At 57.9% G+C, this 20,293-nt stretch carries 16 protein-coding genes and 1 pseudogene; 2 read left to right on the top strand and 15 right to left on the bottom strand.

Going from position 1 to position 20,293, the window contains the following annotated elements:
- Nucleotides 1–2,168: 2,168 nt before the first annotated feature.
- The 9 genes from AYM40_RS03465 to AYM40_RS03425 form a co-directional block, all read right to left on the bottom strand.
- A complete protein-coding gene (locus AYM40_RS03465) occupies nucleotides 2,169–2,864 on the bottom strand; it encodes a class I SAM-dependent methyltransferase (RefSeq protein ID WP_158515236.1) in 696 nt (231 codons plus the stop codon).
- 81 nt (nucleotides 2,865–2,945) lie between these two features.
- Nucleotides 2,946–3,113 (bottom strand): hypothetical protein, encoded by a 168-nt coding sequence (locus AYM40_RS41235; protein ID WP_158515235.1) that lies wholly within the window; start codon nucleotides 3,111–3,113, stop codon nucleotides 2,946–2,948.
- Between the two features lie 21 nt (nucleotides 3,114–3,134).
- Nucleotides 3,135–3,452 (bottom strand): hypothetical protein, encoded by a 318-nt coding sequence (locus tag AYM40_RS03455; protein WP_148662093.1) that lies wholly within the window; start codon nucleotides 3,450–3,452, stop codon nucleotides 3,135–3,137.
- 410 nt (nucleotides 3,453–3,862) lie between these two features.
- Nucleotides 3,863–5,158 (bottom strand): glycosyltransferase, encoded by a 1,296-nt coding sequence (locus tag AYM40_RS03450; RefSeq protein WP_082854932.1) that lies wholly within the window; start codon nucleotides 5,156–5,158, stop codon nucleotides 3,863–3,865.
- A 277-nt stretch (nucleotides 5,159–5,435) separates the two neighbouring features.
- The gene (locus tag AYM40_RS41230; protein ID WP_063494995.1) at nucleotides 5,436–6,677 is read right to left on the bottom strand and encodes a glycosyltransferase; all 1,242 of its coding nucleotides are present in this window, start codon (nucleotides 6,675–6,677) and stop codon (nucleotides 5,436–5,438) included.
- The gene (locus tag AYM40_RS41225) at nucleotides 6,674–7,909 is read right to left on the bottom strand and encodes a lipopolysaccharide biosynthesis protein (RefSeq protein WP_063494994.1); all 1,236 of its coding nucleotides are present in this window, start codon (nucleotides 7,907–7,909) and stop codon (nucleotides 6,674–6,676) included. Before AYM40_RS41225 ends, AYM40_RS41230 begins: the two co-directional genes overlap by 4 nt.
- The gene (locus AYM40_RS03435; protein WP_063494993.1) at nucleotides 7,906–9,342 is read right to left on the bottom strand and encodes a DUF6418 domain-containing protein; all 1,437 of its coding nucleotides are present in this window, start codon (nucleotides 9,340–9,342) and stop codon (nucleotides 7,906–7,908) included. The genes AYM40_RS41225 and AYM40_RS03435 overlap by 4 nt, the downstream gene beginning before the upstream one ends.
- A 14-nt stretch (nucleotides 9,343–9,356) precedes the next feature.
- A complete protein-coding gene (locus AYM40_RS03430) occupies nucleotides 9,357–10,424 on the bottom strand; it encodes a glycosyltransferase (RefSeq protein ID WP_063494992.1) in 1,068 nt (355 codons plus the stop codon).
- Nucleotides 10,425–10,673: 249 nt separating this feature from the next.
- Nucleotides 10,674–12,881 carry a polysaccharide biosynthesis tyrosine autokinase gene (locus tag AYM40_RS03425; RefSeq protein ID WP_063494991.1) on the bottom strand — a complete coding sequence of 736 codons (2,208 nt, stop codon included), beginning with the start codon at nucleotides 12,879–12,881 and terminating at the stop codon, nucleotides 10,674–10,676.
- Between the two features lie 406 nt (nucleotides 12,882–13,287).
- Here AYM40_RS03425 and AYM40_RS03420 point away from each other — a divergent pair, with 406 nt between their 5' ends.
- On the top strand, nucleotides 13,288–14,397 hold the full coding sequence (locus tag AYM40_RS03420) for a hypothetical protein (protein ID WP_148662092.1): 1,110 nt from the start codon (nucleotides 13,288–13,290) through the stop codon (nucleotides 14,395–14,397).
- Here AYM40_RS03420 and gmhB read toward each other — a convergent pair.
- From gmhB to AYM40_RS03395, 5 genes are all read right to left on the bottom strand, one after another.
- Nucleotides 14,375–14,980 (bottom strand): D-glycero-beta-D-manno-heptose 1,7-bisphosphate 7-phosphatase, encoded by a 606-nt coding sequence (gmhB, locus tag AYM40_RS03415; RefSeq protein ID WP_063494989.1) that lies wholly within the window; start codon nucleotides 14,978–14,980, stop codon nucleotides 14,375–14,377. The two genes, AYM40_RS03420 and gmhB, sit on opposite strands and share 23 nt — an antisense overlap.
- The gene (locus tag AYM40_RS03410) at nucleotides 14,970–15,698 is read right to left on the bottom strand and encodes a nucleotidyltransferase family protein (protein ID WP_063494988.1); all 729 of its coding nucleotides are present in this window, start codon (nucleotides 15,696–15,698) and stop codon (nucleotides 14,970–14,972) included. The genes gmhB and AYM40_RS03410 overlap by 11 nt, the downstream gene beginning before the upstream one ends.
- A 5-nt stretch (nucleotides 15,699–15,703) precedes the next feature.
- Entirely contained in the window at nucleotides 15,704–16,291 is a 588-nt protein-coding gene (locus AYM40_RS03405; protein ID WP_063494987.1) for a D-sedoheptulose-7-phosphate isomerase, read from the bottom strand.
- Entirely contained in the window at nucleotides 16,288–17,322 is a 1,035-nt protein-coding gene (locus AYM40_RS03400) for a dehydrogenase (RefSeq protein ID WP_063494986.1), read from the bottom strand. Before AYM40_RS03400 ends, AYM40_RS03405 begins: the two co-directional genes overlap by 4 nt.
- A gap of 248 nt (nucleotides 17,323–17,570) precedes the next feature.
- Nucleotides 17,571–18,707, bottom strand: coding sequence for a DegT/DnrJ/EryC1/StrS family aminotransferase (locus tag AYM40_RS03395; protein ID WP_063494985.1), 1,137 nt, complete (start codon nucleotides 18,705–18,707; stop codon nucleotides 17,571–17,573).
- Between the two features lie 827 nt (nucleotides 18,708–19,534).
- On the opposite strand from AYM40_RS03395, the gene AYM40_RS03390 reads away from it, so the two are divergent.
- Nucleotides 19,535–19,807 (top strand): hypothetical protein, encoded by a 273-nt coding sequence (locus AYM40_RS03390; RefSeq protein ID WP_063494984.1) that lies wholly within the window; start codon nucleotides 19,535–19,537, stop codon nucleotides 19,805–19,807.
- Between the two features lie 100 nt (nucleotides 19,808–19,907).
- On the opposite strand, the pseudogene AYM40_RS37940 reads toward AYM40_RS03390, so the two are convergent.
- Nucleotides 19,908–20,208: pseudogene (locus AYM40_RS37940) on the bottom strand (IS110 family transposase); the annotation flags it as partial.
- Nucleotides 20,209–20,293 lie beyond the last annotated feature (85 nt).

Raw genomic sequence — 20,293 nt, 5'->3', positions numbered from 1 at the left:
GGCCGAAGGCGCTTTGGCTACCCCGTGGCCACGACGCAAGCGGCAAGGCCGTTACGCCGTTCGCAGCGGCAATGCCCTGCGAGCAGGCTGACTTCGAGATACGGATTCCGCTCTTACTCGGCCACGTTAGGAACGTGATCTTTCTGTAAGCAGTACTGATTGCGATCCGCTTGTTTTCGGTGACGAATAGTAGAAATCCTCCTTCGGATGCCTTGGTTTAAACGTGACTGGACTCGCCCGCTCCATGACGGCTGATCGCCGACGCGCAACGCTGAGCAGGTTCCGGAAGCAGCCGTGGCAACGCATTCGATGCCAGATCGGAAAAACTGCCCTTCCGCGCCTGTTCTCGATCATCAACACTGATCTGATGCGAAAACCCAATGCACTTGCGCTTCAATGAGCGACGGCATTGCATACGCGAAACAGCTTCCGGCGATGACAGTGCGATTTCATCTATCTTTCATTTTTGTCGGTTAGTACACCGAAATCAAAATGAAAGGCCGATGCAACTGCTTCCTTTCAAAATCCAATCGATGAGCACTGGGGATGACACAAGTCGGGGCTCCAATTCCGCTCTTGCGACATCCGGACTACATCAGCACTCATCCCAATCCACAGACGCGCCAATAGCGCATGCTTTTACCTGGAGAGCGCGGCGAACCTTCGAAGCTCTCTACTTCGCATGGACCGCTCGGTTAATTCGTATTACGAATTAAATTGTAAAAAATTGTTCCACCCTTTCATCGGGCGCGGAATGCTCTTTCATGTGCTCCCAGTCGCCTCGCCGGACTCTTCGAATCCGACGTATCGATATCCAGGTTGTGATCGGAAGCTGCTTCGACTCTTACAGGCTCGGCCCTGTCTTGCCAAACCGAAGACCTGCGACAGAACCGACCCTGGTGACTAGCGAGCCACTCTTACGTCAAAGCCACCCTTCACATCGCTGCCACCGATCGCGGCAGCGCGAGCGCGTCTTGGGCCAATCAGGGACACACCGCTTCCGGTGTGTGCAGGACGAACAGCGAGCGAATTCCGACTGCATCAGAAGCACTAGCGCCGCTAGCACATCTCGCACGCAGCAGCAAGCAAATGACGGCTCGGTGTTTTCACGTAGCAGCGCCAGGCACGAATTATATTCGCAAAAAAACGTTTCAACTCTGCAACGCGGCGAAAGACGCGGCAAAAAAGAGATAGCTCCCCGCATCCAATCGTCTGAAGACAGTTTTTCCTCGCATCCGTCGCAAAGCGCAACAGCTCTTCTCGATTGGTCAGTTGAGCACAATGAACCACTTGACTTACGCGATTCATTCATACCAAAGAGGCAATTTGAACCTAACGATATTCCTCTGATCAATAGGATGGCGAACGATTTACCGGACGGACAAGCCAGATTTTTCCGACAGCGAGGTAGCTAAAAACAGCAACGTGTATCGACAAAAAAAATCGACTGTCGACAGCGCATGTGGTGTTTACCCATCACTTTCCAGCAAACCTCTTCGCGTCTCGCGGAGTTGGCAGTGAACAGGATGGATTGGCTTCAGTGAAATGACTTTTTACAACGTTCGTTATCCGATCATTTTTCTCGTCAGCACACCAGGTTAGTCCACGAACGTTCGATCAGAATAAAAACGCGAAATGCGACGTAGGGTGCGCGATCTGGCTAATCAGGCAATACGTCTGCGCTAAGAACGAGACCGCCACATTGGGTATCTCATCGAGACATCGATTAGCAATGTTGCAAGCGATGAGTGCGCTCGACGTCATCGTTGACAGCCTGACCGGCCGACGCGCATGGGCGTCTCCTCCAATGACTCAGCGTCGGCTCGGATATGTCATTGCGATGACGGCCTCCGGTTGAGATGGAAATTCGGTAATCGTGGAAGGCGATCCCGCGGGGGCGCGATTTGCAGGCATGATTCAGATCGAAAATTATAGGATACCGAATCAATTCATCGACACTTCTAAACGCGGCAGCGCCCACTCACCCGGCGATGTGGGCCGTCGCATTTGCGCAGCGCTGCCGTCTGAAAACAGTTGATCCTTGAGTCCGCTGACGCCTACGGTTCGCAACAGAACTCAGTTCGATGGCAGACCACTGCCGCATCAAAGCGCCTCTTAGATGAAAACAGACTATCTGCCTGTTGCTCGCTACCCGAGCCCCGCCGCCTCTAGGCTTCTTTCGTCGCTGAAATGATCATGCTGAGCCAGAATTGCTTGAGGCCCAGCAAGCCGAAACTGTAGAAGAAGAAATCCTTGAACGACTCGACTCTTTTATTTTCCGTATAGTTGATTTCAGCAACCCTCAACCCGCACCGCTTCATTGCATCGTAGATCTCCAGAGGCACGTATTCCCGGCGATGAACCCCTTCATTCTCGAAACTGACCTCGCCGAAAACTTTCTCGGGAGATTGCATGATGGGCCGCATCAGAATCAATCTGATGACGTTTCTGATGTTGGCAAAGTTGGGCGTATTGATGATGAGCTTGCCGTTCTTTTTCAGCAACGCCGATAGCATCAGGACGTGCTCGTAGGGCGGCCTCGGGATGTGCTGAATGATCGAAGAGCTCAGAGCAAGATCGAATTTTTCCTCGCAAACCCACGGCGTGGACAAGTCGCAGCCAATGGTATTGAAGTTGCTCTTTTCGTAGTACTTCCGATGGTAGTCAATGGCCTCAGGAAAATCGACCACCGTGATATCGGCATTTTTGAAACGGTATAGCGCGTGCTCTATATAAGCACTGCCAGCACCCACTGAGATTATTTTCGCGCCATCGGGAATGCTGTCACAGCACACTCTGAAAATATTCCACAGCCTCTCCTCGTGCGCGCGGATGTACTCTTCCCCCTGCCTGCCGTCATCCACAAATTCTCTGCAAAGGTTTAAGAAATCACTTTTTTTTGCCTTCCCTGTTAACATATTAACCCCCAGTTTAAGCTCACTTTACTAATAGAAAAGCTGTCGCCCCATGATGGAAAATCGATCCTTGCCGGCATTGACCAACACCGAAGCGATGCCGAACACCGGATTAACCAAAGATTGGCTCCACTGTTCGCTCGTTGCGTCCGAAAGACCAGCGACGTCGGCGTACATTTCGGCATCAGCGGTGCCCATGTTTGCCAGACCCTGAATCACTCAGCGCTGGTGAACGCGCGCTGCTGCATGAACCTCGGTAGGTTCGGCGCCGAGCAGCGCGGCCTCATGCTGTCGTAGCCGGGCTTTCTCTGCCGTATTCATGCAGACGCTTTCATCCGACGTGATGCCCTGTGCTGTTGCGAACGATTGCTGCACATGCACGCCGCTCACAACCCTCAACGAAGCGCCGAGAACAATTTCCGGCAGTTTTTGCTGGGAACATAACAAGCGACACATGCCGGGAACTCCTTCATGCGCAGCGGTCGAAATGGGAGATTGAAAACAGCGATGCAATAAGGCCCGCTCACGTTCGAGCAAGGCCCATTAAACGCCGGCAATCACCCCGACTTAGTTCGGTGGACCACACTACTCGAGAGCAAGCAAAAACCTGCTGCGAAATTGGCTAGTGGGTGGAATTTCCTCAAGCGACCTATCAGGCCGGGCGACCGTGGTGGCCTGCCGCGTCCGGGATGACCCCGCGCGAGACGGATTGCGCATCAACGCGGAGGTGGTTTTGCGCCTCGCATACTGTCGATTGTGGCTTTTTCGCTATGACAGCGTAGTCCTGCCAGCAGCGATTCGTCCGTGTGTTGCCAGACATCTGCTTTCTGCGATGCGACGAGCCGCCGCATCCGAATTTGGCCGGAGCAGAAAACGCCTCGTGAATACTCACGGAAAAACGGCGAAACTCCGGCCCTTAAAATCAAACGCGAGGCGCTACCCCGTCTTCAACGCTGCTTTGCATGGGTACTATGCTGCACCACGTCAATCGAGATGGCGGACAGGTTGCCTTCGCCGGCAACGACATTCATCTCCATCTTCGGAGCGTACACGCCTGGCCGGAGCAGATCGCCCCAGCGGCGCGCAAACACCGGCAGGCTGAAATTGCGCTCGCAGAAGGCGGAAAACCGTATCGCCGCGGCCATTACCTCATTCAGATCGGCATCGGGATTGGCGAGAAAACGCTCCAGTCGCGCATCGTCCATGGCCAGCGCCGCATCTTCAAAATTCAGCCCCTCATACGCCGCGTCATTGCCAACCGGAACGCAACCAAACGAGATAGCCTCCAGCACCTTCGACTTGATGCCACCACGCAGGAACGTCGGGCATAGGGCAATCGAGGTGGGGGTATAGACGTCGTCGAGCGTCGTTGCAAAGCCGGCGAACGTCACGTTCGGCACGGATTCGTATTGACCGGACATACGCCCGTAAATGACCAGCGGGAAGCGCAACTCAAGCTGCTTCCATGACGCCAGCAGGTACTGGATTGCGAGCCGGTTCTGCAGCTGGCTGTCCGCGCCGATGAATACGAACCGAACCGGATCGGCGGGCCGCATCACCGGCTTGACCGAGTCGATTGGCGGCGCGATCACATGCACCCGCTTTTTCATTGCGGCGGGCAGGATGCGCTCCAACGCGTCGGCGTCCGTTGTCGAGACCAAGGTCACGGCATTCGAGGAAGCGGCCGCCAGCCGCTCATGGCCTTTCAGCGCATATTCCTCATATCTCAGCATCAGATTGCGGAATAACCGCAAATTGATCAGCGAGACGACCGCCGTCGGGATCGACTTCGCGAGGTAGCCCATCGACAATGGGAAATTGCCGGTCCTCAGGATATGGGCACGCCGCGACATCAGATCGTCCAGGTCGCTGATAATGTGGCTTGACGGATAGCGTCGGCGAACGAACGCGGCATAGTCGACCATCCGGATGCCATCGAAGTAGATGACATCGGGTTTGAACTCGTCGATCGTTTCGATCAGTCGCCTCTTTCCATCCCCACTGGCGAACATGGCGACTTGCAGCGCGCACGGCTTGCCTGCAAGCATGCCTTCGACGATCCTCAGGCCGGCGCGCAGCTTCGAAACGAGCGTGCCCATTTCGAATACCGAGCGGATCTTGAGTTCGCGCACCTCGGCATCCATACCGATCGCTTCGCGAATGAAGCGCAAAGTGCGTTCACGTCCATTCGACGCCGCCCGAGGGATATCCCGGGTCATTACCATCAGTACGCGTTTTCTCATACAGCCTCCGATTGGAGATGGTTCTAAATTCGTTCCAGAGGTCTACGGAAGCAAGCTCAGATCTGAAGAGCCGCCGCGCCAATTGAACAGCTATGCCGCCATGCTCAGAAATCCATCTCGTTTTTTCATATGATTCGTTATGCAAATTAATTGGATAAGGCCGGTGGCGATGCAAACTTCCGCACATCCAAACACGCCAGAAATCCAATTCGCTACAAGATTTGCACTACCTGTGCGCCCCGAATGACTGACGCGATCACCCCACCCGCACGCTGATCTAACTTCGAGTATCCCGCTCGACTTCGATTGCACGGACGCCTGCATCGCGCTGTTCGTGTCTCGCCGCAGCCAGCAGGACCGCTTCGAACTGCTGCAGTTGTCGCGGCGGCAGGAAGTGATCACGTTGTGCGTGGCAGCGGCGGGCAATGTCACGGTAGAAAACCGGGGCGTCGACGAGTCGCCGGATGAGCGCCCCGAGTGCTGCGACGTCGCCACGCGGCACGGTCAATTCGGGAAAGGCACTGAATACTTCCGGCAGTCCGCCCGAGGCGAACGCGATCGATGGCTTGAAAAATTCCCAAGGCTCGAAAGCGACCATTCCGAACGGTTCGTTCCACATCGATGTGACGACCACGAGATCGACCAATGAGTAAAAGTCTTTCGGAGCGACGAAGCCATAACGCACGACCGGCAGATCCGGGTGCGCGGCGATCAGTTGGTCCAGAACCTGTTCGTTGTCCCGGCCCGCGATATGCAGTTCCAGGTCGCCTCTATGCGCCGCCGCCGCGCTCGCAAAAAACTCACGAATACCCTTCGTCGCGTCGGTGCGTCCGATAAAGCCGACCCGAAAAGGCTTATGCGGCTCGGCGGGCGTCGCGGGGATCGCGCTGAACGGCTGCCGCGCGTTATGGATGACGCAGGGCAGCGCGCGGCTGAAGAAATTTTGTTGCCGATGGCGCTCCAGCACAAAGTTGCTGACTCCGACCACATGCCCCACCAGCCGCGAGAACCACGCCTTCGGGGACGAAACGGTCCGACATCCCTGGCATGCCTGCTCACACGCGCGACCGTTGCGGAACATCGTCGAGGTCGGGCATAGCAGCCAGTAGTCATGCAGAACATGCACAACCGGGATCCGCAAACACCATGCAGCGAGCCATATGGCCGGCCCCATTCCCTTGAGGTTGTTCGTGCAGAGGGTGTCGATATCAAGGCGCCGCAGATGACGCAGTGCGTAAAGGAATACGAACGGGTTGAACGTATCCAATGCACCGAACAAGGCCTTTTTCAGTCCGCTTCGCACGGCATGCGAGAACTGGTTGTAGATGTTCGTGTTCGGCATGCTGTGCACGCGAAGACCATCCACGACCGCTGTTTCAGCCGCGCGCGAGTCCGACAAGGTCAGAATGGAAACGTCATGACCCCGGTCACGAAGCTGAACCGCCAGATCGTAGACGATCAACTCGGTGCCCCCGACAACCTTCGGAGGAAAGCGATTATTGCAGAAGCAGACTTTCATGGCGCCACCTCCACGCGCGTCCCCTGTCCGAAGACGACAGCCCAGAACAGGACGATGGACACGGCCGTCGCCACCGCCGGCGCATACATCATGAGCACCGAAGGCATCACGAATGGCGCCACTCCGATTGCAACGATGGTCACGACGAGCTTCACCGTCATCAGCCGGTAACGCCGGGCAGCGATGAGCCAGGTAGTGAGCCCTGCGTCCACGAACGTAGCGATCGAGCATGCGGTGCCGAAAATCATGACCGGCACACCGGCTTCGAACGCAGGTCCATAGATCGCCAGGAAGACCGGCCGCCCCGCGAACAGGCTTCCGACCAGTGCTACTGCGGCGATCACCGCCAGATAGGCACTGAGCTTGATCGCCTTGCTGCGCAACTGGTCCTCGCCACGAGCGGCGAAGACCATTGCCGGTGCAAGAGCCAGCGCAAGCGTCGTACCGACAGAGTTCCACTGCTCGATGAGCGACGCCGCTGCCGAATAAATGCCAAGGTCCGTCTTCGACATCAGCGTGCCCAGCAGAAGCCGGTCCATTCGCAACACCAGCATGCTGGCGGCAATCGCCGGCCAGATCCTGAGTCCGCGCACGACGAGCGTTCGCGTGACCATTTCCGAACCGTGCAGGGATCGCGGTCGATTGAAGGCGAGTGTCCGATAACGGCTGAACGGCGCGGCGGCGGCCACGCAGGCTTCGAGCGGCCATGCGAACGACGCGACGACCGCACCAACCGACGCGTGGGCGGCACCCAGCAGCCAGAGCACCCGAACGCCGCTGGCGTAGGCTTTTGCCCGCGTGATGACCCATGGCTTGGTTTCCGCATAGGCCATGAGGGCGCCGAGCGCAATGGGCTCGCCCAGCATCACCAGTCCGGCGATCAGCGTCAGGGCGCCGCTCGAGGACTGCATCAGCAACCCGACGACAATCAGAAAGAGCAGCGTCACGCTGAGCGTCGAACCCAGGCGCAAACGGAAGGCCCGATAGAACACGAGGTGTCGCAGTCGGGGATGCCTGCCAAAGATCGGCGCTACGGCCTGAGCGCTGAATATCAGTGCGGCGCTGCTAACGACATACGCGAGCGACAATGCGAACTGCAGTTCACCGAAAAAATGAGCGCCGTACAGACTGGCGAACAGGTGATTACTCGCGACTGCCGCGAGCGCCCCGATGACCTTTTCGCACACCACGCCGGAGAGCGACGAAAACAGCAGTGTTCTGAAAGATTTCACGATGCCACCAGCCGTTTCATTTTTCTCGCCGTGGACCGCGAATCAACCAGGACCCACCACAGGAACGCCATGGCCACGTAGAACAGCGTGCGAACACCGAAGAAAGACCAGTAGTCGCCTTGCTGGAGCCCGGAGGACGCATAGCTCAGCACCTTGACGACCAGCCAGAGCATGATCACACCGCCACGAAGCGCGAACACTATCTGCAATGCGCAAAGCGCACCGTATATCACGCCCGTTAACGCGACGAACAACGCGCCGCCAGCCAGGCCGAACCAGAATACTGGAATCGCCATCTGCCCCATGGTGAAGGTGATGTCGTCCTTTATATACCCTGTTATCACGTGCGGCTCGCCGTATGCGACCATCACGTCGCGCAAGCCGCTGTAGCCAAAGCTGTCGTCGAAGCTGGGCGCGTCCATCGAGAACAGCGAATGCACGAAGCGCCAGAATGCCGGCGCGCCGCCCAACGGAGGCGCGGCGAAGAGATGCGCGTCGTAATCGACCACGTACCAGACCTGCCCCTGCAGTAGCGAACGGTCCGTCATCGTGTTTTGCACATCGAGTCCCTGCCCCTGGTAGGCCGAAAACACCGAACCGACACCGATCACCAGCGCGATGGCGCCTCCGATTGCCATGTATCGTAGTACTGGCTTGCCTTTCATGACGAGCACCGCAACCACAGGGGCGAGGACGGAGAGGCCGAAGTGCAGCACGGACATGAACTGCTCGCCGTGAAGGATATAGAGATCCGTCGTCGCAATGATCAGCAGGATCGAAAAGCATTTGACTGCACGGCTTTTGCTGGTGGCGAGCGCGCCGAGAATCAACGCCAGAAACGTCTGATTGTTCAGGAACAGGTTGAACAACACACTCTCGGTCCCAGTACTTCCATTGCGAATGGTGTAACGGTTCACACCATTGAGCAGCGCGAACCCTTGGGTCAGCCCCGCTGCCACGCCGGCGCCGATAATCGCGAGCGCCAGTGTGAATCCCAGCGCTACACTGCGCAGTTCAGTGGTGATCAGCGCAACCGGCACGCTCGTGTCGCGAACTTTCAAATATCGATTGAAGCCGTAGAGCGCACAACCGACGAAGGCGACATAGAAAAGCAACTGCCGGCTAAAGGCGCCGTTCGCTTCACCCTGGACCGCCGTTTCGGTCATCAGACCGCCCGCCTCGATGCCGATGCCGGCGACAAATCCAGTCAGCCCGATCATCATGAAAAAGAGCGTCGATACTGAAAAGAGCGGTTGCGTTACCACCAGATAGATGACCGCGAGCACTGCCAGCACGAAGGTCCACGTCGCGCTCGCCTCGGCGTAGCCGAGGTATGGCAGCGCCGTATTGAACAGCAATGCGACGATGCCGACCGCCGGTACGATCAGGTGAGTCACAGAGATCGTCGGTTCGCTAGCCTGATGGATTTGCATGGCCTGTCCGCTTCTTATTCTGCAGATGTGTACTCGCCGTCGGGAGCGTCAGCGCCGATAGCCCTAAGCAGACTGCGGCGCAATGAAACGCAGACGACGTCCGACGAGTACTGCCGCGCATTGATCTTGCCGCGTTCGACGAGGCGTTCCGCCAGCGCGGGGTCGTTCGCGAGACGAGTGATCGCCGTCACCCACGCGTCGGGATCGGCCGGATCACTGACCGGTAAAAACGAATCGCCCATCGTCGCCCGATAGACCTGCGTGTCGGAAGCAACGACCGGAATCCCGGCGATCTGCGCCTCGATCACGGTCCGGCCGAAGCCCTCATGCAGTGACGCCGAGACGTACATGTCCGCGGACTGATAGAGATAACCGAGGTCTTCGTCGCTGACGGAATCGAGAAAATGAGCGCGGATGCCCGACTCGCTGACCAGCCTCGTGCATTCCTTGCGATTGGAGAGGTTGAACGGCTTGCCGGCGCGAACGATCACGAGATCCTTGCGCGCCATCCTGGCCAACGCCCGAAATAGCGTCACGTTGTTCTTGCGGGTCTCGTCGGAGCCGACGTTCAGCAACAGGATCGCATCGCCGATCTCCAAACCCATGTGCTCTTTGACGATCGCCCTGGCGCGAGCCCGCGCAGCGCGCGGCGTTGGCTCATCAAACGGCGAATATTTGTCTTCGAACGGGCAAGGCATGATCTGGATGCGTTCGGGTGGGACCGGCACGACTTCGCGCATCTCCGTCGCGGTCACTTCACTTTCCACCAGCACGAGATTCGACCTGGCGACTTGTCCCCGGATTGCGCGAACATACAATTCCTTAAGCCGCTCCGTTAAGCCTCGCGCTTGCCCAGGACGCTGAACGTGATGGAAAAGCACGCAGACCTTGCCACCGGCAAGGCGGATGAACGGAACGAGGAAGCTCAGATCCTCCTGATAAAGCACGACCATTTCGCACGACCGGGCTACCCGGATCGCATGAAGCGGATACAGAACGAACTGCCACCAGTAGCGCTTCAGTGAACGGGATTCAGCAGGAATATCGATCACCTCGACATTGAAGCCGGTGCTCCTGTTCAAAGCCCGGATAAATATCAGGCTATGTTGACTTACGCCGTTCCAACTGCTTGGCCGCGGCCCCATAAACCAGACGATCCGTAGGTCGCCGCGCGCATTCGGAACTGCGCTTTCTGATGAGCCTGAATTCTCCAGCCCCCCGGTTTCCGGACCCGCCAGCATCGACAAAAATCTCATGAATATCCCCGATTGCGACAATGCGCGTCCGCCTTGTGATCAAGCTGGAGCTGCTGGGCAGCCGGTGAACGTTGTTTAGTCCTGGGAAGATATGTACCGGTAAGCATTCGAGTAATACCCGTAACGCAGCGGTGAAGGTGCAAAGCCGTTAAACACCAGGCCATCGATAGTCGTCCCGACCTTCGCGAGCCGCGCCACCGATTCGACGACCTCGGCATAGCTCACTTGCCCTTGCCGCGCCACGAAAACCGTCATGTCCGCATGTCTCGACATGGCTGCCGCATCGAGCACCGGAAGGACCGGCGGAGAATCGATGATGACAATGTCGTACTCGTCTCGCAGCGACTCGATCAGCGGTCCAAAATTGTCGGAGCCCAATAGCTTTGCCGCCTTATTCGTTTTCTTGCCTGCCGGCATCGCGTGAAAATTCTCACTCGGCTTGGCGATGACGTCGCCCGACTCGAGTGTGCCCTGCAGGACCCCGGACAAACCGTTGCTGGTATTGACGGAAAGATAGCGATGGAACTTGGATCGACGCATGTCCGCATCGAGCAGCAAGGTCTTCAGTCCTTTTTCGGCTAGCAGATACGCAAGGTTGGCCGAGATCAGCGACTTGCCCTGGTTGGGCACCGCAGAAGTGATCAGGACGACCTTGCCCCCTTCCTTCTCCGCAAGCGAGCATCGCACCGCGAGCGCAAGGCTCTCCATGGCCTCGACCAGCGGTGTTTCCGTTTCCTCTGCGCTGATCAGGAAGGTATGTTCTGCCTTTTTTGCCTCTATTCTCTGCGCCGGCGAAGTCGGCAGGATACCGAGCGTATCGATACCGACCAAGGCTTCCAACCGCTTCGGGTCACGAATCCGGCCTGAACCGAGTGCCGTCAGCTGCGTGGCAATGAAACCGAATAACGCGCCCGCCATGCCCCCGAGCGCCAGCGCGAGCACCGGATTCGGGCGCCCCGGCTTCTCCGCCACCTCCGCGTGATCCACGATCGACGCGTTGCCCCCATTGCCAGCAGTAGCGATCTGCAACTGCTGCGCATTATTCATGAGGCCCACATACAGCTGGTTCTCGACCTCCACATCCCGTGAGAGCCGCAGGAGTTCCTGCTGCAAGCCAGGCAGTTGCGCAATGCGGGCGGACAGCTGGTGCGATGTGACGTCGAGTTGTTTGAGTTTTCCCAGTACGGCATCCAGCGGCGCCTGACCCAGCTGGTACTTTGACCGCAGCTCCTGGTAACTCAGGTTGGTTTCGAGTCTGGCCTTCTCGACCGCCGCGGACTGTTCGAGCAACACCTTGATTTCGCCCTCCACATCAATGCTGCCCTCGCGATAGCGAAACGCATTGAGTGCCTCTTCCGCTTTTTGCAGCCGGGCGCGCACAGCCGGGATTTGGGTGTTGAGGTAGCTCAGGCTGCGTTCCGACTCCTGGGCGCGGCGCGTGACGTTGTTCGCCAGGTACGCGTCAGCAATCGCGTTGACGAGCCGTGCGGCATAGAACGGGTTGTCGTCGTTGTATTCCACCTCGAACACGCCGGATTCCCGCTTGGTCTCGGCAACGTTGAGCTTCTTGATGATTCGGTCGACCTGCCCCTGCGTCGCATGCCTGATGATGCTAAATTCGGTTCCCGGACGCCCGACCACCGCCTTCACGAGGACCCGGTAGTCGCCGGAGACGGCGGGCACCCCGATGGTTCCGCCAAGCAACTCATTGCCGTTACGGTCCTGCAACGTCCACTTGTTGTCACCCTGATAAATGAGCTTGTGGGGCTTGCCCATCTGAGCCGCGGGAACTTCGAACGAACCCAGCGTGAGGTTCTCACCCCCCCATGCCCAATGCGTCGCCCCGAACGGCGCGCTTGCGAGACCATCCGGCTCTCTGGACAGGACCGTGGCGAGCCAGCGGCCAAATAGGGGGAAAGTGTTCGTGACCGTGAAGGTCGTATCGGCAGCAGCTGCTTCGACTGCCTGCGTGACGACGGTCCGTGAACGCGCCACGTCGATCTCGCCGAGAATCGGAGAACCATTGACATCGAGAGCCCGTGTCACGGTCGATAACGAGCCCAAAGCACTGCTCTTTTTGTCCTCGATCTGGATCAGCGCGTTAGCCGAGTACATGGGTGTGGCGAGCAACACGTAGACGCATCCCAGCAGCAGTCCCGACAAAAGGACGCTGAGGAAAAGATATCGATAAGTCAGTACATTTTCCAACACATCGAACATCGATAGCGCCGATTCATCTTGACCAATAGCGGGGCTTCTTTCGCGACCGATATCGTTGCGCATTTGCAAACTCCGAGAAATGAAAACGGTGCTCTGGCGCCGGGCAAAATCCGCGGGGCCGTTCTCGGGGCACCATGGCTTGCGTGCCTAGGCGTCCGGAAAATAGAGCTGACGGAACAAAACCTGCTGGACTGGAATACCAACGTCCGCGAATAATTCATAAAATGCAGACTTTCGGTTCACGCTCTGAATCATGAGAACAGTTAAGTGGATACTGCCCGTGCTGACTATGTGTTTCAGTGCGCTACCCCTCACTGCACAATGCGAAGAATCGGTCCAGACGCTCGCGCCGCCGAATACATCGGCAAGCCTTACTTTCGCGGGCACGTCAAACGGTAATCTCGGGGGATCGACATCAGTTTCCAATGTCAATATTCACACGCTGCTTTATCCGGGGCACACGACCAAGGTGCTTGCGCACTATCTGCCGTGGTGGGCCGATCCCGCGTCGCGCCGCGTCTCGGTAGGCTATCGCTCAGACGATCCGGCGCAAGCGCTGCGGACGTTCAAGGACATGCAGGCGCGCGGTGTCGACGGCGTCATCGTCGATTGGTATGGCCAGACAGATACGCACGGCGGCCAGCCAGATACGCGCGACCAGCCCGAACCCATTGATGTCGCGTGGCGCAAGTCGATGCCGGAACTGGCGAAATTCCCCGATCTCTCGTTCTCGATCATGGTCGACAGCGGGACTTACTCCTTCAATCGCTGCAAGGACTGTGACGTTACTCAGACGGTCCTTTCTCAACTCGACTATATCTCACGCACCTACTTTTCCTCCCGACAATACCTAAGGTATAACGGCCATCCGGTGGTATTCGAATTCGGCATGGACTGGTCCGGCAAAGTCGACTGGTCGCGCATCCAGGCCGCGCATCCCGAGATTTCCTGGATTCACATCCACAAGCAGGGATTCGACCGGGATTACAGCGCGGGCGCCTTCGTGTGGGTTACCGCTGGCCCCGCGGCGCACAAAGTCAGCGTTGCGAATCTATCCCAGCTAAAGGAGTTCTACCGGTATGCGCGAACGGAGCCGGCGAAGATAGCGACTGGCGGCGTCTTCAAGGGCTTCGACGATGATCTGGCCTCGTGGGCCAAGCCCAAGGAAAAGCAGTATATGCCGCAAGCTTGTGGCAATACCTGGCTGCAGACCTTCGATCTCATCAACCAGAATTACAGCGCCACGCGTCAACTGCCCTTCCTGCAGTTGATTACCTGGAACGATTACGAGGAAGGTACGGCGCTGGAACCCGGGATCGACAACTGCGTCACGCTGCAGACACATCTTTCCGGCAACGCGCTCGCCGTCAAACTGTCACATGCTGCGACCGTCGATCACCTCGAGCTCTATGAGTCGTTGGCGGGGGGCGGGTTTCGTTTGATGAATCGGTATGCGCCGGCGACGGCCGTTATCGCGCTCCCGGCGAGCGCCTCCGGAACGCTTTACCTGAAGGCGGTCGGCAAACCCTTCTTCAGAAACGTTTTATCGTCGCCGATCATGGTCGGGCGCTCAGAGTGACGCCCGATTGACGTTCAGACTCGCGCAGCCGGTCCTGTCCGAACCAGTCGGTCAGTTCGGACAGACAGTCGATGCGCGAACCGAGCGATGCGGGCAATTCGAGGTCGTGCCCGCCGATGGGCGCCAGCAGGAAACGATGCCCCACTCCGGCACGCGCCGCCGCCTCCAGATCCGACAGCTTGTCGCCTATCATCAGCGATCCTTCCATGTCCAGATCAAGGTCCGCGCGCGCCTGGACCAACATGCCGGGCTGCGGCTTACGGCAATCGCACGCCTGCCGGTAATCCCCCAGCCCGAACTCCGGGTGGTGCGGGCAGTAGTAGACACGGTCTATTCGCGCGCCCCTGTTCTGGAATTCGCCCAACATCCAATCAGTGAATGCCTGGAACTGACTGACCGGGAAATAACCCCGGCCGATGCCCGCCTGGTTCGTGACCAGGACCACCGCATAGTCCGCGTGATTCGCCGCTCGCACAAGCTGGAAAATGTCTTCGACGAACACGCATTCGTTCGGCTCGTGCACATACCCGGAATCGATATTGACGACCCCGTCCCGATCGAGGAAAAGCGCTTTACGTGTCATGGGCCGATTGTTCACACATGAGCGGCACCACATGCTGGGCCCGCGCATAGTCCGACGGAATGCCGATATCGATGAACTCCGTGATCTCCGGGAAGACGCGGATGTCGAGAGAGGTGATCTGGCGGCGCAGGAAATCGTCTTCGAATGAAAAGCGTTCGGGTAAATCAAAGCCGAGCAGCCGGGCTGCATCGACCGCATACACGCCGGCATTGATGAACCCCGGCGCCTGCACGGGGCGCTTTTCTTCGAATGCGATCAGGCGCCTCGATCCGGCGTCGAATTCGAGCGTTCCATACCGTGACGCATCGGACACGCTCGTCGCGGCAATGGCCAGGTCGGCGCCCCCGACATCGAAAAATTCGACGAAGCTGCACAGATCCAGATCCGTGATCGTGTCGCCGTTCAGGACGATCATCCGCGGCGCGCCGCAGGTCCACAGCGCATGCAAGATCGCGCCGCCCGTGCCGAGCGGCTTGTCCTCTTCGATGATCGTCACCGACAGTCCCAGGGACTGCCGTGACAACCAGTGGGTGATCTCGCCGCATCCATAACCCAGCGACAGGACGACGTCCGTCACCCGCTGCCGCTCCAGCCAGCGCAGCATCCAGGCGAGAAACGGCTGGCCATCGACACTGGCCAGTGCTTTAGGAAAACCTTCGCCGAGCACTGGCCGCAAACGCGTACCGAGACCACCCGCCAGGATCAGACATGGAAGCATTTTTCTCATGACGCGAAGATGTTCTCTTCCACAATGCCGCACACGATGTGGCCGCAGACCAGATGGCCTTCCTGAATCTTGGGTGTGGACGTCGAGGGGATCTCGATGCAGAGATCGGTGCGGGCGCGCATTTCGGCTACGCCCTCCGGATGGTTGCCGGTGAAGCCGACTCTGAACAAGCCCCGTTCATTTGCGACTTCGAGCGCGCGGAGAATATTCGGCGAGCGGCCGGACGTGGAGTACGCCCAGAAGATGTCACCGGGCCGGCCGACGGCTTCGATCTGCCGCGCAAACAGCTTTTCATAGCCGTAGTCGTTGCCGATCGCCGTCATCACGGAGGTATCGACGGTCAGGGCAAACGCCGCCAAGCCCGGGCGATCGAAATTGAACCGGCTAACGAACTCACCCGCAATATGCTGCGCGTCCGCCGCACTGCCCCCGTTGCCCGCGAGCAACACCTTGTTGCCGGCGCGCAGCGCTTTCGTGACCTGCTGCGCCAGCGCCTCGACGTTTGCGATGACCTGGCGGCTGTTTGCGAGCGCGCTCAGAACCGCGACGGTCTTTTCGATTTCGTTGTTGACGGTAATGCTCACGATACCCTCCAGGATTGGGCTCCGACGTCGGTAAACGTGCAGGACATGACCTGGCCATCGCGGCTGTCGAGCGCGCGCATCACAGCCGAGCGGTCGATCGGGTCGACGAAGAACATCATGAAACCGCCGCCTCCCGCGCCCGAGACCTTGCCGGCTTTCGCCCCTGCGTTGGTGGCGATCCTCCACAGCTCGTCGATCGACGGATTCGAAATGTTTTTCGCCATGCGCTTCTTTGATTCCCACGAGTCGCGCATGGAGGCGGCAAAACCGGCGAAGTCGGCGCGCAAAATCGCCTCTTTCATTCTTGTCGCTTCCACCTTGACTTCGTGAAGAGCGGCAAGCGGATCGGTCAAATTCTCCGTCACATTGTTGCTTTGCTCTTTGATGATATTGGCCGATTCGCGCGATACGCCGGTGTAGAACAGCACCAGCGACGCCTCCAACTCGGCCTTCGTTTCCTGCTTGATCCGCAATGGATTGACGATGACCTTGTCGCCATAAAACTCCATGAAGTTGAGGCCGCCAAAGGTCGCCGCGTACTGGTCCTGCTTGCCGCCTGCGAGGGCAAGATCGATCCGTTCAATGTCGTAAGCCAGTTTCGCGACGTCGTATTCGCCGAGTGGCAGCGAAAGCAGTTCGCAAAAGGCCCGCACGAGCGCGACCACGACGGTCGACGAAGAACCCAATCCGGATCCCGGAGGTGCTTCTGAATGCGTGGTGATCGATACGGCAAGCGGATGGCCGCCATTGAATTGCCTGACGATCCGGTTGTACACCCCGACATGCAAACCCAGGCCCTTGATTGGCGGGAGTTCAGGGGAAATATTTCCGATCCAGCGCACCTGCGTATCCGCTGCGCTCAGTTCGAGCTTCGCGTCATCGCGTGGCACGATCGACGCGTAGGCAAACTTGTCAATGGTGACGTTAAGCGCCAGTCCGCCAAAACGATCGGAGTAAGGGGAAACGTCGGTTCCGCCTCCAGCCAGTCCAAGCCGCAGGGGCGCGCGTGCGCGGGCGATGAAGTGCGTCATGATTTGTCCTTTCTCGGTATTAGACCGGCCATGTCAACCTGTTATGTATTGACAGCAACATCAGAACCAAACCGCAATCAACAAAACATTAGTACAGCGAATAACAATGAATACTTGATGCAACTGCCTTGACAGCCTGATGAATACAAAACCTGATCGAGCCTTACAACAACACTGGAACGGCGCTTCACTTGACCGTCAAAGCGCTTCGTCGCCGTAACAAAAACCGGGCGCCCGCGATGGCGTCTTCAGCTTTTCGTCTCCAGCAAAGGCTCCATTTTTGTCTCCTGTCGGGCGAAGAAGTCACGCATGCGCTCGCAGATGAACGTGATGTCGTCGCGCATCAGAGCCGGGTAGCTCGGCAGGTTGATGCCTCGGCGCGAGATGTCGTCCGCAACCGGGAAATTTTGGCCCGGCGCCGCATACATCTCCATCTGATGGACCGGATAAAACAGCGGACGGGTTTCGATACCGTCGAGCTGGAGCGCGGCGCGAAGCGCGTCGCGCTCGCGGGCGTCGTCGACGAGAATGGATACCATCCAGTAACTGTGTTGCGTACGCGGATTGGTATCGTGCGTACGCACTGGCAGCCCGACCAGGCTCTGCCGATACCATTCGGCAATTTGCTGCTTCTTGGCGATCAGATCGTCGATGGACTCCATCTGCGCGCATCCAATCGCCGCGCACAAATTCGTCATCCGGTAGTTGAAGCCGATTACGTCGTGCCAGTATTCCCGCTCGCTGCTCACTCCCTGGCTTCTAAGATGCCTGACTTTCCGGGCAAGCTCGGCGTTGTTGGTCACCACCATGCCGCCTTCGCCGGTCGTAATGGTCTTGTTGCCGAAAAAGCTGAAGCAGCTGACATCGCCAATCGTGCCCACGTGTGCGTCGCCGTATCGCGTTCCGATTGCCTCCGCACAGTCTTCGATCACATTTAGCGAATGCTTTTTCGCCAGCGCCATCACCGCATCCATGTCAGTAGCCTGACCGTAGAGATGCACGACGACGATTGCTTTGGTCCTGCTGGTGATCTTGCGCTCGGCATCTTCAATGTCGATTTGCCAGTAAGCGCGCTCGCTATCGACGAACACCACATCCGCGCCGGTGTACTTCACTGCATTCGCGGAGGCAATGTAGGTCAAGGTCGGAACCAGCACCTCATCGCCCGGGCCAATGCCCAACGCGGCCAACGCGACGTGCAGCGCGACGGTGCCATTGCTGACGGTAATCGCGTGCTGCGCGCCCAGCCATGATCCAAACGAATCCTCGAACTGCCCTACATATTTGCCCTTCGACGAGATCCATGTCGAATCGATACAATCGACCACCAAAGCTTTCTCGCGACCGTTTAGGTAAGGAGAATAGACGGGATATCTGAGGTTCATATGCTCATATCCTATTATCAAACAGCCGAAACTAACGATAAGAAGAATTCCGTGAGCGGACAGAAACCAACTGTTTTTGTCGCTCGCCCTCAACACCCCGCCGTCCCGTCTATTTGGACTTCGAGTGTCGCCTTGTATTTACGGACTTATGTTCTTGTTGTTTTTCTTCTGCCTCTGGTCTGAAGATTCGACGCGAGCGCGCACTTGAAAATGGCATGCGCCCGATTTGGCCAGTCAACCCGGTGCAGAAAGTATTAATTCTGTGTCCCGCGCTGGCTCCGGAATTCCGAGCCGAATGATGACAAAGCCTGATGCGTGCCTCGCGCCACTCCAGGCCGCTAACACCTTTGCCTTGCCGTTACATGCAGATTACGTTTCGATCTCCGGGATATCCGTGCGCTGAACAACACAAGAGGGGTAACTGCCGCCGGCAATAAATCGGTGTGCATTTTATGCAACGGTGCGGAAGTTCGAAGATCGCTTTATCTTTGGCAATCGGTATCCATTTCCGAAATGCCGGCAGTGACCGGTAATGGGCATACTGGTTTTTGACGCCTATTAGCGATCAACGCAGACGACGCCCAGACATCTCCTGGGCCGCCGCGCGTGACCGATTGCCGGGCGCACGTATTGGACATCGGGCCAACCGGCGCTTTTGGTACTACTTTGCCGGTCCCCGGCCCGCTCGAATGGGCTATTGCTGCCCTTTTTTCGCCGTATGGGGCCTTCCGCACAGTTCAGGCCCATTTCGTGATACCAAACACCCCTTCGAATTTCCCTTCTCAGATAGACTTGCCCCACAACCGCGAGATTTACGGAGGCCGAGAATGGACGCACTGCTGGGCTTTTTGGTATATGGGGCATCGGTAGCCGCGATCATTGCGGCGGCAGCCGGGAGCAACGGGCCGCTGTGGTGGGCTAATCTGCTGATCACCGTCGCGGGTGGCCCTGCTTTAGCAATGGGACTGTCAATAGCGACCCGGGACATCGTAAGCGGCGTCGAAGCATCTGCCCTGGCATTTGCGGTGCCGCTTATCGGCCTGTCTGTCGCTGTATACCGGCAAAGCAGCCAGCAAGTCGCTGCAGAGAGCGTCGGTTGACGACGGCCGTTCAAAGTAATGTAGCAACAGCGCATTAACGCCGCCTTCACTGCGCATGCCATCGCATCTGTAGCTATGTCTATACCGGTGTATGGCGGCTTCATACGGTCCGTTCCTTAATTCGTTCAGGTACAGAGCTAGCCTGCCCCGCGTCGAACACCGCATTTCGGGCAGTGATGGCCCACGACGCGCGCGCTAGCTTGTTGGCTAGCTCATGCCACGACGTTCGAATGCCGGCGTGTCAACATTGAACGAACCTACTCGGCGAGGCGGCCGGTTCGCTTATCAAGCTGTCGCATGTAAGCTCGCGCGCACAAAACCATCACGCGCCTGATGTTCTTGTCGCCAGGCCTGCTGATGCCAAGCAGATTCGCCCTTCCTCCAGTACTTCGCCATCCGGGATTTTCCACACGCTTGGCGCGAACGCTACTTTTCAGGACGGCGCGCGTTTCGTTTGTATAATTCGGCGTCTTCGCTCAGGCCCAC

Origin of the sequence: Paraburkholderia phytofirmans OLGA172 (genome assembly GCF_001634365.1) — a bacterium.
Taxonomy (GTDB): domain Bacteria; phylum Pseudomonadota; class Gammaproteobacteria; order Burkholderiales; family Burkholderiaceae; genus Paraburkholderia.
This window is presented reverse-complemented; position numbering and strand designations above follow the sequence as displayed.